We start from the raw sequence: 12773 nt of genomic DNA on the forward strand, positions 1-12773 counted from the left end.
AGCCCTCCTGACATGGTTGTGTCAGTAGTTGGTCAGCAGTGGGAGTGATGTCGGCAGCGGGGCCTGCTCAGAGGATTTTGCGGAGCAGCCTGGTGCCGACCAGCACGATATAGCAGGCGAAGAACAGGCCGAGCGCCCAACCGAAGCCCGACGGCCCGAAAGCGTCCATGCCGATGCCGATTGCCTGCGGGCCAAGCACCATTCCGACACCGTAGCAAAGCACGAAGGCGGCATTGGCGGAGGCCAATTCGTGGCCGGAAAGCTGCGAGCCGAGATGCGCCAGACCGATTGTGTACATGGCAGCGACCACACCGCCCCAGACGAACAGAAGCGCTGCCATCAAATGCCAGTTCTGCGCGAAGAACGGCATGAAGACCGTGCCTGCAAGCCCGACAGTGGCACAGGCCATCAGCAGATAGCGGCGGTCGCTGACGCGGTCGCTGATCATGCCGATGGGGATTTGCAACAGCACGTTGCCGAGGCCGATCATGGTGAGCAACAGGGCTGCGTCCGCTTCGGAGTAGCCGATGCGGTTGCCGTAGACCGGGAACAGGGCAAAGCCGCCGGTCTCGACCGCGCCGAACACCAGCACGGCGGCGGTCGCCGTCGGCACCAGCCAGATGTAACGCAGGAAATTGCTGGTTTCGCCGTCGGAGACGATCGTCGGGCTTTCGTTGCGCGCCGCCAGAACCGGTATGGCAGCCAGCGTTACCAGCGCGATGGTGACGCCGAAGGGGAGAAAACCACTGCTGCCGAGATGAGCGAACAGCCATGGCCCGGCGGCAAAGCCGAGTGACAGCACTGTGGCATAGATGCCGAGGACGAGGCCGCGTCGGTGCGGCGGCGCCGAGGTGCTGATCCAGAATTCCGACAGGATGAACAGCACCGTCAGCGCGATATGCAGCAGCACGCGCAACGGAAACCACATCCAGAAGGCTGGTGCGAAATGGAAACCGACAAAGGCCAGCGCCCCGGCCGCAATCATGGCAAGCATCGTCCAGGCGACCCCGAACCGCATGGCGAGCGGGGTGGCGAGCGGCGCGCCGGCGATCGAGGCGAGGCCGGCGACCGCGGTGTTGAGACCGATCATCGACGCGGAGTGGCCACGCGTTTCCAGGATCACGCTGAGCAGTGGCATGCCGAGGCCGATGGCAATGCCGACGACGCTGATCGACGAGATCGCCGCGACCATCGGCAGCCAGTGTACGCGTTCCTCGACCTCTCGCTGGGTATCCACTGTCATGAAATGCCTGGCTGCTCTAGAGAATTTCGCGGACGAAGCGATTGCGGACAAGCCGGTAGAACGGCACGGGACCGCCGGGGCTCAGCAGCGGATCCCGGGCGAGCCGCGTTTCCAGCTCCTCCAGGACCGTGCGCGTGATGTCTGGAATATCGGCTTGCCTGGCCTTGGCCAGCGGCAGCCAAACGACGTCCTCCAACTCGTCGGTCGGACCGCCATCCGGCAGCTCCACGGCGACGTCGTCGCGCCACGCGGCGAGAAAGCGCGTATCGAAGCGGCGCACCCGGTTGGGCGGTGTGATGGCGCGTGCGACGAAGCGCAGCGCTTGCAGTGATGGGATGACGCCGTGTTCGACAAAGCCCTGCCAGTCGCGCCTGGCGGTCGCGAAGGTGCCTTTTTGGCCGATCAGCAAGCCGGCCTCCTCATAGGTTTCGCGGATTGCCGACAAGGCAATGGCGCGGGCGCGGGCCGGGCTGGTGCGACCGATGCCAGCGGTCAATCTCGCTTCTTCCTCGGGATGAAGTGCAGTGGCTATCGAGATGCGGCTGTCGGCCGGATCGGTGCGGCCGCCCGGAAACACGAATTTTCCCGGCATGAAGGCATGACGGGCGTGGCGCCGGCCCATCAGCACCAGGAACTCATCGCCCTTGCGGTCGAGCAGGATCAGCGTCGCGGCGTCGCGCGGGCGTATAGGCTTGGCCTCGAGCGCGACCCGCTCAACCTTGTCGACTTCCGCCTTGGTCACAACGTCCATGCGCTCGACCTAGCGGAATCTTCTCCGATGCGAAAGTGGCGTTCAGCCATGCCGATTTGCGCCAGCCTCGGTTTCAAGCCTCGGGATGCGACTCGATCAGATCTTCTTCACCGCCAAAGCCGTGCATATAAAACGCCCATTGCAGGCCGATGACAGCGCCCTTGACCGGCTGCAGCAGGACGACGGCGAGAATGATGGTCAATGGCACCCAGATGGCGATGTGCTGCCAGGTCGACAGCGTCGAGGTCGCCTCGACACCCATGAAGGCGCCGAGCACGATGTGGCCGACAATGACCACCACAAGATAGGCCGGCAGGTCGTCGGCGCGATGGTGGTGGAGCTCCTCGCCGCAACGATCGCATTTGTCGACGGTTTTGACGAAGGCGCGAAACAGCTTGCCCTCGCCGCAATGCGGGCAGCGGCCGAGCATGCCGCGCTTCATTGCCGTCCATAGCGGCCGGGCCGTCCGGCCCGAGTGATGTTCGCCGCCGAAAACCCGTTCTTCCACCTGCAGTTCTGTTGGCATTACCGTCTCCTGCCGCGCGAGCCTGGACGCGATTGCGACGCTCGGGCGCGGCCTTTGGCCTTGTGGAACGACCGTTTGGAGCCGGGCAGCGGCTTTGGCTCGGTCAGCATCTCGAAACGCATCGCGCCGGCCATCGGCGCCACCTCGATCAGGCGAACCTCGACGCGATCAGCAAGCTGATAGCCCTTGCCGGTGCGTTCTCCGAAAAGCGATCGAGCAGTTTCGTCGTATATATAGTAGTCGCCGCCCAGGGTTGAAACCGGAATGAAGCCATCCGCGCCATACTGCGGCAATTGGACAAACAGGCCCGATTTGGTGACGCCCGAGATGCGGGCGTCGAAACGGTCGTCGATGCGCTCGGCGAGATAGGCGGCGATCAGCCGGTCGACCGTGTCGCGCTCGGCGGCCATCGCGCGCCGCTCGGTCGCCGAAATCAGCGCCGAGACCTCTTCCAGCCGTTCCGCCTCGTCCTTCGTCAGGCCGCCCGGACCAAGGCCGAGTGCGGCAATCAGCCCACGATGCACGATCAGGTCGGCATAGCGGCGGATCGGCGAGGTGAAATGCGCGTAGCGCTTAAGATTGAGGCCGAAATGGCCGATATTGGCGGGCGAATATTCGGCCTGGCTCTGCGAGCGCAGCACCACTTCGTTGACCAGCCCCTCATTGTCGGCGCCGCGCACGCGAGCGAGGATGCCGTTGAACTGGTTCGGCCGCATCTGTGCACCGCGCGCCAGCGACAGGCCGAGCGTCTGCAGGAATTCACGCAGCGATTCCTGCTTGGCGAGCGAAGGCGCATCGTGGATGCGGTAAACCAGCGCCTGCCGCTTCGCCTCCAGCGTCTCGGCGGCGGCGACATTGGCCTGGATCATGAACTCTTCGATCAGTTTGTGCGCGTCGAGCCGCTCCGGCACGACGACCTTGTCGACGGTGCCGTCCTGCTTGAGAAGGATCTTGCGCTCGGGCAGATCGAGTTCGAGCGGCTGGCGCGTGTCGCGGCCGCGCTTCAGGATCGCGTAGGCGTCCCATAGCGGCTTCAGCACCGCATCGAGGATCGGGCCAGTCGTGTCGTCCGGTGCGCCGTCGATCGCCGCTTGCGCCTGCTGATAGGCGAGTTTCGCCGCCGACTTCATCATGATGCGATGGAATGAGTGTCTGAGTTTGTGACCATCGGCCGAGAAAGTCATACGCACCGCAATTGCCGGACGATCCTGGCCCTCGCGCAGCGAACAGAGGTCGTTCGAGATGCGTTCCGGCAGCATTGGTACGACTCGGTCGGGGAAATAGACCGAATTGCCGCGCTTCAGCGCTTCGCGATCAAGCGCCGTGCCATAGCGCACGTATGCAGCGACATCGGCAATGGCGACGGTGACAACCACGCCGCCGGCGTTCTTCTCGTCGGTGTCGGGCATAGCGAACACCGCGTCGTCATGATCCTTGGCATCGGCCGGATCGATGGTGAGCAGCGGCAGCTCGCGCCAATCCTCGCGGCCGGCAAGCGTCGCCGGCTTGACCGCCTCCGCCTCGGCGATGACGTCCGCGGGAAAAATATGGGGAATGTCATGTGCGTGGATGGCGATCATCGAGACCGCCTTTTCGCTGGTCAGCGACCCCAACACCGCCAGAACCTTGGCTCTCGGCAGCCCGTAGCGGGAGGCCCGCGCCGGCTCGACCTCGACCAGGTCGCCATTCTTGGCGCCGTTCTGGAATTCCTTGTCGACGACCAGCTCCGGCTGGCGCCTTTCCACCGGCTCGATGCGGAGCGTGCCGTCCTTCAGCACACGGAAAACGCCGAGAACCGCATCGGTGCGCTTCTCGAATATCTTCATTACCCGGCCGGTATAGGCCGGGCCTGCCGGATCGTCGGTCGGAAAGGTCTTGGCCAGCACGCTGTCGCCGATGCCCGGCGTCGGGCCATTGCCGCCGCGCGACACGCGGATCGCTATGACCGGAGGTTCGCCATTGCCCACGGCTTCGGTCGGGTGCGCCAGCAGCACACCATCGGCGTCACGGCCGAAGATGTCGAGCACCGCGACGTGGGGCAGGGTGCCGACGCGGGCAAGCCGCTTGCGCTCCTTGGTCAGCAGGCCTTCATCCTGCAGGTCGCGCAAGACGTCCTTCAGCCAGATACGGTCTTCGCCGCGCAGCGCAAACGCCTTGGCGATGTCGCGTTTTCCGGCGCGGTCCGGATTTTCGGCGATGTAACGCAGTATCTCGTCGCGTGAAGGCCGGTAATTGTCCCTGACCTTGGCACGGGTATCGGCGGTGCGCAGATCGCCGTGGCTTCTTCCGGAGACTTTGCGCGCCAACCCGTCCTATCCCTTTTTCCTGGCCGCCGGTTTTTTGGCCGCAGCCGGTTTCTTCGCAGGCGCGGCCGCTTTGCGGAAGGGCTTCCTGGCGCCATTGCCGCCCTTGGCTTCCTTTTCCGCAATGAGCGCCACCGCATCCTCGATCGTCACCGATTGCGGATCCTTGCCCTTCGGCAGCGTCGCATTAACCTTGCCGAAATTCACATAAGGCCCGTATTTGCCGTCGCGCACGACGATCTTGCCGCCGCCTGCAGGATGTTCGCCAAGTTCCTTGAGCGCAGCGGCTGTGCCGCCATTGCGGCCGCCTTTGCCCTTCAATTGCTTTTCGGCGATCACCGAGACGGCGCGATTGAGGCCGATCGAGAACACGTCCTCGATGCTGTCGAGATTGGCGTAGGTGCCGTCATGCAGCACGAACGGCCCGTAGCGCCCCAGCCCGGCCGAAATCATCTTGCCCGATTCCGGATGCTTGCCGACGTCGCGCGGCAGCGACAACAGGGCGAGCGCCTTTTCGTGATCGATCGAATCGACAGTCCAGCCCTTGGGCAGGCTGGAGCGCTTGGCATCCTTGCCGTCGCCGCGTTGGATATAGGGGCCGAACCGGCCATTGCGCAGCGTGATCTCCTCGGCGGTATAGGGGTCCTTGCCGAGCACTTTGGTGCCGTCTTCGCCATTGCCGTTCTCGCCATTGGGATTGGCGGCGTCGCCGAGCTGGCGGGTGAAGGAGCATTCGGGATAGTTCGAACAGCCGACGAAGGCGCCGAACTTGCCGAGCTTCAGCGACAGGTTGCCGGTGCCGCATTTCGGACAGATGCGCGGGTTCGAACCGTCTTCCCGCGCGGGAAACACCAGCGGCGCCAGTTCCTCGTTCAACGCATCGAGAACGTCAGTGACGCGCAACTCCTTGATGTCGGCGACGGCGCCGGAAAAATCCTTCCAGAAATCGCGCAGCACGTCCTTCCAGGCGAGCTTGCCGTCGGAAATCTCGTCGAGCTTTTCCTCCAGCGAAGCGGTGAAGTCGTACTCGACATAACGCTCGAAGAAGCTTTCGAGGAATGCCGACAATAGCCGGCCCTTGGCCTGCGGCACCAGCTTGCGCTTGTCGATGGTGACATAGTCACGATCCTCGAGGGTCTTCAGGATCGCCGTATAGGTCGACGGCCGGCCGATGCCCAACTCTTCCAGCTTCTTGATCAGCGAAGCTTCCGAATAACGCGGCGGCGGTTCGGTGGTGTGCTGGGTGGCGTTGATCGCCTCGCGGGTGAGCTGCTCGCCGGCACGGATCTCGGGCAGGCGGCGGCTTTCCTCGTCTTCCGAATCTTCTTCCTTCTGCTCGATGTAAGCGGCAAGGAAGCCATCGAAACGAACAACCGAGCCGACAGCACGAAGCTCGGCGGTACGCGAACCGTTGATGGCCTCGATCTCAACCGTGGTGCGCTCGATCTCGGCCGGCTGCATTTGGCTGGCGATGGCGCGTTTCCAGATCATCTCGTAAAGCCGCGCCTGGTCGGCGTCGAGATACTGCCTGACGGAAGCCGGCGTGCGCATGAAATCAGTCGGACGGATCGCTTCGTGCGCTTCCTGGGCATTCTTGGCCTTGGCGGAATAGACGCGCGGCTTTTCAGGCAGGTATTTGGCACCGAATTCCTTGGCAATCGCATCGCGTGCGGCAGAGATCGCCTCCGGTGCCATCTGCACGCCATCGGTTCGCATATAGGTGATCAGGCCGGTGGTCTCGCCGCCGATCTCCATGCCCTCATAGAGCCGCTGCGCCACCTGCATGGTGCGGTTGGCCGAAAAGCCGAGACCCGATGAGGCTGCCTGCTGCAGCGTCGAGGTGGTGAAGGGCGGGCCGGGATTGCGCCTGGTCGGCTTGGCTTCGACCGACACTGCCTTGAAGCTGGCGCCTTCGAGCATCGCCTTGATGTCGTCGGCCTGCGCCTTGTTGGAAATGTCGAGCTTTTGCAGCTTCTTGCGCTCGAAGGCGGTCAGCCGCGCCTCGAAATTTTCCTTGCGCGGCGTACCGAGAATGGCGGCGACCTGCCAGTATTCCTCGCGGATGAAGCGCTCGATCTCGGATTCGCGGTCGCAGACCAGACGTAGCGCCACCGACTGGACGCGGCCGGCGGAGCGGGCGCCGGGCAGCTTGCGCCACAGCACGGGCGACAGCGTGAAGCCGACCAGATAGTCGAGCGCGCGGCGGGCGAGATAGGCATCGACCAGCGGCGCATCGATCTGGCGCGGATTGGCCATCGCCTCCAGCACCGACGCCTTGGTGATGGCGTTGAAGACGACGCGGCTGACCGGCTTGTCCTTCAGCGCGCGCTTTTGCTTCAGCACTTCCAAGACATGCCAGGAGATCGCTTCGCCCTCGCGGTCCGGATCGGTGGCGAGGATCAGCCCGTCGGCGTCCTTGACCGCCTTGGCGATATCGGCGAGACGCTTTCCAGACGCGGTGTCGACGGCCCAGGACATGGCAAAGTCCTCGTCCGGACGCACCGAGCCATCCTTGGCCGGCAGATCGCGGACATGGCCAAACGAGGCCAGAACCTTGTAGTTCTTGCCGAGGTACTTGTTGATTGTCTTCGCCTTGGCCGGCGATTCGACGACGACGACGTCCATACGGTCTCATATCAGTTGTGATGCGGCAGAAGAATTCCGCTGCGCGCGACGAAATCTCGTTCAATGTGTCGCTCACATGGCCGCGCTTTTGCATCCGGTCAAGGCCAAGCAGTCAAAATGCGGCCCTGTACCGAATGCGCAACCCAACGGCGCGCCATGCGATTTTCCGCAATCCTGGACAAGGGAAATGGCCAGCCTATCGCTGAACAAACCCGGCAATTGATCCTGGAGAACGGGACAAACTCTCCCGCGGATATAAGAGAAACATCGAGCACGCGCCAGCCCTGCTTGAACAGATGCTGTGAAGCGCGCAATCGGTAGCCCGGCATTTTGCTCGGACAGTCGCAAGGAACTGGCGTGCTGAAAAGCTGGCCGCCGGGGCGGTTGGGTCAAGTTCCCGGCGACCAGCCGTGTTACCGCCTGTTACAGCGGATCAGAAGCTCAAGGCTTAGTCGGCCTTGGCGATATGCCAGACGCCGCCGACACCCTCGCCGGCGACGTCGCCGGCCTTCTTGTCCTTGCTGAACGTGTAGAGCGGCTTGCCTTCGTAGGCCCACATCCTGGTGCCGTCGGTGCGGTCGACGATCGTCCATTCGCCCTCGGCCTTGGCGTTGGCGTCAGCCTTCAGCGGCGGCCAATTGGCGGCGCATTTGTCGTAGCAGTTCGACTTGCCGGCCTCGTCCTTGTCGTAGGTGTAGAGCGTCATGCCGCTGGCATCGGTGTAGATCTTGGTGCCGCCGACCTCCGCTTCCTTCCACGCCTCGGCGGCGAAGGATGCGGCAGTGCCGAGCAAAAGCGCGGCCATGCCAATTGCGATCGTTTTCATGGACTTCTCCCTGGATCGTTCGAAAAGCGCGCGGAACCGCGGCTTCGTTGTGATCAACGCTGCCTGGCGGCCCTTTCTTCCCGGGCTGCTTTCCCGTCGATCAGGCGAGGGCGACGACTTGCCACGCGATAGTAACGGGGACCACGTGATGGGCCACGCGATGGTGATTGGCGGACGGCCGTTGTCGCGGCTATATGGCTGCGCAGTCATCTGGAGACGGAAATGGCATTGGACGTCGGCTATGTCAGTGCGATCGGGGCGGGAGCAATTTCGTTCCTGTCACCCTGCGTGCTGCCGCTGGTGCCGCCTTACCTGTGCTATATGGCCGGCGTGTCGGTCGACGATTTCCGCGGCGAGGCCGGCATTGCGGCAAAGGCCGGTGCGCGAGGCGCGCTGGTTAATTCCTCCATCGCCTTCGTGCTCGGCTTCTCGACCGTCTTCGTCGCGCTCGGCGCCGGCGCCTCGACCATCGGCCATCTGCTGCGGGTCTGGCAGGAGCCGCTGGCAATGGCGGCCGGCGTGCTGATCATCCTGATGGGGCTGAATTTCCTCGGCGTGCTGCGCATCCCTTTGCTTTCACGCGAGGCGCGCTTCCAGTCACAAGGCAAGCCGGCCAGCCTGATCGCCGCTTACGTCATGGGCTTGGCCTTCGCCTTTGGCTGGACGCCCTGTATCGGCCCGGTGCTGGGGCCAATCCTGACGCTTGCCGGCGGCCGCGAGACGGTGGGCGAGGGCGCGCTGCTGCTTGCCGCCTATTCGCTCGGCCTCGGCATACCGTTCCTGATCGCTGCGCTGTTTTCCGGCGCCTTCATGCGCTTTCTCGGAAAATTCCGCGTCCATCTCGGCCGCGTCGAAAAAGCCATCGGCGCGCTGTTGGTGGTCGCCGGCGTGTTTTTCCTGACCGGCGGCGTGCAGACGGTGTCATACTGGCTGCTCGAGAATTTTCCGGTGCTGGGGCAATTGGGCTAGGTTCGCCGCCCGGCCGAAGCGCGAGGCCGTAGCTGCGGCGCAAGGCACCGCAGCTACGTGGTCCGTTCAACCTTCGAAATAGCCCGGCTGGTCGATATCGGCGATGAGCCCGGGTCCGCTCGGCGCCCACCCCAGCAGCGCGCGAGTCCGTTCGCTCGAGGTCGGGACATCCATCGCCGCGAACATCGCGAACCAGCCAAAATGATCGGCGGCTTTTTCCCCGGACTTGGCGACGACCGGCACGTTCAGGCGCCTGCCGATCACGCCGGCGATGTCCTTGAACGGCACGCCTTGTTCGGCGATCGCGTGATATCGCCCGCCACCGGCTCCATGCTCGAGCGCAAGCCGGTAAACGCGAGCGGCATCGAACCGATGCACGGCGGGCCAGCGATTGAGCCCTTCGCCGGCATAAGCCGACACGCCCTTCCTGCGAGCAAGGTCGATGAGAATAGGAACAAAGGCGTGGTCGCCCTGGCCATGGACCGACGGCGGAAGGCGGACAACCGACGCGCGCACCCCGCGTGCCGGCAGCGCGGCGGCTGTCGCTTCGGAGGCGCGGGGATATGAGGCGGAAGCGGGAACAGGCGCATCTTCCTCGGTCGCTGTACGGCCGCGCGCCTGGAGCGCGGTTCCGGAGGTGACGAGCAGGGGCCGCTCGGAGCCTTCGAGTGCACCGCCCAAGGCCTCGATGGCGCGCCGGTCCATCTCGCAGTTTTGCGCGAATTTCGAGAAGTCGTGGTTGAAGCCGGTATGGATCACGCCGTCGGCTGCTGCTGCGCCGCTGCTGAGGCTTTCGAGGTCTTCGAGGTCACCTCGATGCACCTCGGCTCCGGCGGCGGCAAGCGACTTGGCCGACGCCTCCGAGCGGGCGAGGCCGAGCACCTGATGGCCGGCGCCGATGAGTTCTTGAACGACGGCAGAACCGACGAATCCGGTCGCTCCGGTAACGAAAACACGCATCACGACTTCTCCTTGTTCATTTCTGACCACGACCATGCTCGCGGCCCAGTTGTGTCGTGATAGGCGCTTGAGAAAATACGATCTATGCGGTAAAGTCCGTATTGTCTTCGCAATCGTCCGGAATGACCTGTGGATCCCCTTTCAGATGTGCTCTCGCTGCTGAAGCCGCGAAACTATATGTCGGCCGGTTTCGATGCTGGTGGTGAATGGTCGATCCAGTTCCCCGACCAGCAGCAAAGCATCAAGACCGGAGCGGTGGTCTCCGGCCGTTGCTGGCTATCTGTGGAGGGCGTTGCTGACGCAGTGCGCCTTGAGACGGGAGACTGCTTCCTGCTGCCGAGTGGATGGCCTTTCCGCCTTGCAAGCGACATGAGCTTGACGCCTGTTGAAGCCGTCAAGATTTTTCCGCCTGCGCGAGCCGGCGGTGTCGTGACCCACAATGGCGGTGGTGATTTCTTTCTGGTCAGCAGCCGCTTCGCGCTTGGCGGCAATCATGCCGGCATCCTGTTGCGGATGCTGCCAGCCATTGTGCATATCCGCAAAGAGTCGGACCAGTCGGCGCTGCGCTGGTCGGTGGAGCGGATGATGCAAGAGCTGCGCGAGCCGCAGCCGGGCGGCTTTCTGGTGATCCAGCACCTCGCCCACATGATGCTGGTTCAGGCGTTGCGGCTGCATCTTTCAGAAGGATTGAAAGGTGGCATCGGCTGGCTCTTTGCCCTGGCGGACAAACAGATCGGCGCGGCGATCAGCGCCATGCATGACGATCCGGCACATGGCTGGACGTTACAGGAGCTGGCGGAACGGGCCGGCATGTCGCGATCGACCTTTGCGCTCAGATTCAAGGAGACGGTCGGCGCGTCGCCGATGGACTATTTGACGCGCTGGCGAATGCTGCTGGCCGGCGACCGGCTGACGAATTCCAGCGATCCCGTCGCCGTCATCGCGCTGTCGCTCGGCTACGAATCCGAAAGCGCGTTCAGCACAGCCTTCAAGCGGGTCATGAACTGTTCGCCGCGGCAATATAGCCGTGGCCGAACTCCCGTCTTCGCATCGCGTAACGAGCCGGAAGCCGCTTGAGCCGATCGGGCTTGGGCGTGTCGCGGGTAGGAGGTTCCACGCCTCACCGGAATTTAACCGCATTGGTGCAGCATGGCGCCGGTGCTACTAACGCTTCGATTCCAGACCCCTTTCAACGGTTGCTGTCCCCATGAGCCAGAGATCCTGCCTGTCCATCATCCTCGCCGCTGGCGAAGGCACGCGCATGAAGAGTGTAGTGCCGAAAGTGCTGCACACAATCGCCGGCCTGCCGATGGTTGCCCATGTCGTCAAGGCGGCCGAAGCCGCCGGCAGCGGCGATCTGGCGCTGGTGATCGGCCATGGCGCCGATGAGATGCGCAAGGCCGCACTCAAGTTTGCGCCGAAGGCCGAGGCTTTCGTTCAGGAAAAACGTCTCGGCACCGCGCACGCCGTGCTTGCCGCACGCGCAGCAATATCAAAGGGTTATGACGACATCTTAGTGATGTTTGGCGACACGCCGTTGATCGATCCGGAAGCGCTCGCGGCGGCGCGGCTGAAGCTGGCGGAAGGTGCGGCCGTCGTCGTGGTCGGCTTCCGTACGGAAAATCCTTCGGGCTACGGCCGGCTTATCGAAAAGGCCGGCAAGCTCGTCGCCATACGCGAGGAGAAGGACTGCTCGGACGAGGAGAAGAAAGTCACCTTCTGCAATGGCGGGCTGATGGCGGTCGCTGGCAGGCATGCGCTGATGCTGCTCGATCAAGTCGGCAGCAAGAACGCCAAGGGCGAGTATTATCTCACCGATATCGTCGAGATCGCGGCTGCGCAGGGACTTGATGTGGTCGCCACCGAAGCCAGTTTCGAGAACGCGCTCGGCATCAACAACCGTGCCGAGCTTGCTCAGGCGGAAGGTATCTGGCAGACGCGTCGACGCCATGAAGCGATGCTTTCCGGGGTGACGCTGATTGCGCCTGAAACCGTGTTCTTCTCGCACGATACCGAGATCGGTGCCGATACGATCGTCGAATCCAATGTCTGGTTCGGGCCGGGCGTGAAAATCGCCACGGGCGCCAAGATCCATGCCTTCAGCCATATCGAAGGCGCCACCATCGCGTCGAATTGCGATGTCGGGCCGTTCGCGCGGCTGCGGCCCGGGGCCGATCTGAGAAACAAAGCCAAGGTCGGCAATTTCTGCGAGGTAAAGCAGGCGATCGTCGAGGAGGGCGCCAAGGTCAATCACCTGACCTATATCGGCGATGCCCGCATCGGCGCGGGCGCCAATATCGGCGCCGGCACCATCACGTGCAATTATGACGGCTATTCGAAATTCTTCACCGATATCGGCGAGGGCGCCTTCATCGGCTCGAACTCCTCGCTGGTGGCGCCGGTGTCGATCGGCAAGGGCGGCTACATCGCTTCGGGCAGCGTCATCACCGAAAGCGTGCCCGACGATGCGCTGGCTTTCGGCCGCTCCCGCCAGCGGACGCTGCCCGGCAAAGGCAAGGAGTTGCGCGAGCGTTTTGCTTCGGCCGCGGCGGCCCGCAAAAAAGGCTAGC

General features: G+C 63.5%; 10 protein-coding genes. 3 read left to right on the top strand and 7 right to left on the bottom strand.

Annotated elements, in window-relative coordinates; all coding sequences use genetic code 11:
• Positions 1-67 precede the first annotated feature (67 nt).
• The 6 genes from NKH23_RS20590 to NKH23_RS20615 form a co-directional block, all read right to left on the bottom strand.
• Positions 68-1243, bottom strand: a complete 1176-nt coding sequence (locus tag NKH23_RS20590; protein ID WP_352667885.1) for an MFS transporter — start codon at positions 1241-1243, stop codon at positions 68-70.
• 16 nt (positions 1244-1259) lie between these two features.
• Positions 1260-1994 (bottom strand): NUDIX hydrolase, encoded by a 735-nt coding sequence (locus NKH23_RS20595; protein ID WP_353025448.1) that lies wholly within the window; start codon positions 1992-1994, stop codon positions 1260-1262.
• A gap of 73 nt (positions 1995-2067) precedes the next feature.
• The gene (locus tag NKH23_RS20600) at positions 2068-2520 is read right to left on the bottom strand and encodes a DUF983 domain-containing protein (protein WP_352667881.1); all 453 of its coding nucleotides are present in this window, start codon (positions 2518-2520) and stop codon (positions 2068-2070) included.
• Positions 2520-4826: a ribonuclease R gene (rnr, locus tag NKH23_RS20605; protein WP_502908355.1), complete on the bottom strand. Its 2307-nt coding sequence runs from the start codon at positions 4824-4826 to the stop codon at positions 2520-2522. Before rnr ends, NKH23_RS20600 begins: the two co-directional genes overlap by 1 nt.
• 6 nt (positions 4827-4832) lie before the next feature.
• Complete coding sequence (topA, locus tag NKH23_RS20610; RefSeq protein ID WP_352914181.1) at positions 4833-7448, bottom strand: type I DNA topoisomerase; 2616 nt, start codon at positions 7446-7448, stop codon at positions 4833-4835.
• 448 nt (positions 7449-7896) lie between these two features.
• Positions 7897-8274, bottom strand: a complete 378-nt coding sequence (locus tag NKH23_RS20615) for a COG4315 family predicted lipoprotein (protein ID WP_353035274.1) — start codon at positions 8272-8274, stop codon at positions 7897-7899.
• Positions 8275-8496: 222 nt separating this feature from the next.
• Here NKH23_RS20615 and NKH23_RS20620 point away from each other — a divergent pair, with 222 nt between their 5' ends.
• Entirely contained in the window at positions 8497-9243 is a 747-nt protein-coding gene (locus tag NKH23_RS20620) for a cytochrome c biogenesis CcdA family protein (protein ID WP_352720938.1), read from the top strand.
• 66 nt (positions 9244-9309) lie between these two features.
• Here the strand turns inward: NKH23_RS20620 and NKH23_RS20625 are convergent, their stop codons facing one another.
• Positions 9310-10203: an SDR family oxidoreductase gene (locus NKH23_RS20625; RefSeq protein WP_353035276.1), complete on the bottom strand. Its 894-nt coding sequence runs from the start codon at positions 10201-10203 to the stop codon at positions 9310-9312.
• Between the two features lie 129 nt (positions 10204-10332).
• On the opposite strand from NKH23_RS20625, the gene NKH23_RS20630 reads away from it, so the two are divergent.
• The gene (locus NKH23_RS20630) at positions 10333-11280 is read left to right on the top strand and encodes an AraC family transcriptional regulator (RefSeq protein WP_352914186.1); all 948 of its coding nucleotides are present in this window, start codon (positions 10333-10335) and stop codon (positions 11278-11280) included.
• A gap of 130 nt (positions 11281-11410) precedes the next feature.
• On the top strand, positions 11411-12772 hold the full coding sequence (glmU, locus tag NKH23_RS20635) for a bifunctional UDP-N-acetylglucosamine diphosphorylase/glucosamine-1-phosphate N-acetyltransferase GlmU (RefSeq protein ID WP_352720944.1): 1362 nt from the start codon (positions 11411-11413) through the stop codon (positions 12770-12772).
• The last annotated feature ends 1 nt before the right edge of the window (position 12773 follow it).

The sequence above is a fragment of the Mesorhizobium sp. M1328 genome (assembly GCF_040318075.1).
Classification (GTDB): domain Bacteria; phylum Pseudomonadota; class Alphaproteobacteria; order Rhizobiales; family Rhizobiaceae; genus Mesorhizobium.

What these genes read in the sequence shown, in the direction of transcription:
- NKH23_RS20590 (WP_352667885.1), bottom strand. Translation starts at nt 1,243, where the DNA reads ATGACAGTGGATACCCAGCGAGAGGTCGAGGAACGCGTACACTGGCTG.
- NKH23_RS20595 (WP_353025448.1), bottom strand. Translation starts at nt 1,994, where the DNA reads ATGGACGTTGTGACCAAGGCGGAAGTCGACAAGGTTGAGCGGGTCGCG.
- NKH23_RS20600 (WP_352667881.1), bottom strand. Translation starts at nt 2,520, where the DNA reads ATGCCAACAGAACTGCAGGTGGAAGAACGGGTTTTCGGCGGCGAACAT.
- topA (WP_352914181.1), bottom strand. Translation starts at nt 7,448, where the DNA reads ATGGACGTCGTCGTCGTCGAATCGCCGGCCAAGGCGAAGACAATCAAC.
- NKH23_RS20615 (WP_353035274.1), bottom strand. Translation starts at nt 8,274, where the DNA reads ATGAAAACGATCGCAATTGGCATGGCCGCGCTTTTGCTCGGCACTGCC.
- NKH23_RS20620 (WP_352720938.1), top strand. Translation starts at nt 8,497, where the DNA reads ATGGCATTGGACGTCGGCTATGTCAGTGCGATCGGGGCGGGAGCAATT.
- NKH23_RS20625 (WP_353035276.1), bottom strand. Translation starts at nt 10,203, where the DNA reads ATGCGTGTTTTCGTTACCGGAGCGACCGGATTCGTCGGTTCTGCCGTC.
- glmU (WP_352720944.1), top strand. Translation starts at nt 11,411, where the DNA reads ATGAGCCAGAGATCCTGCCTGTCCATCATCCTCGCCGCTGGCGAAGGC.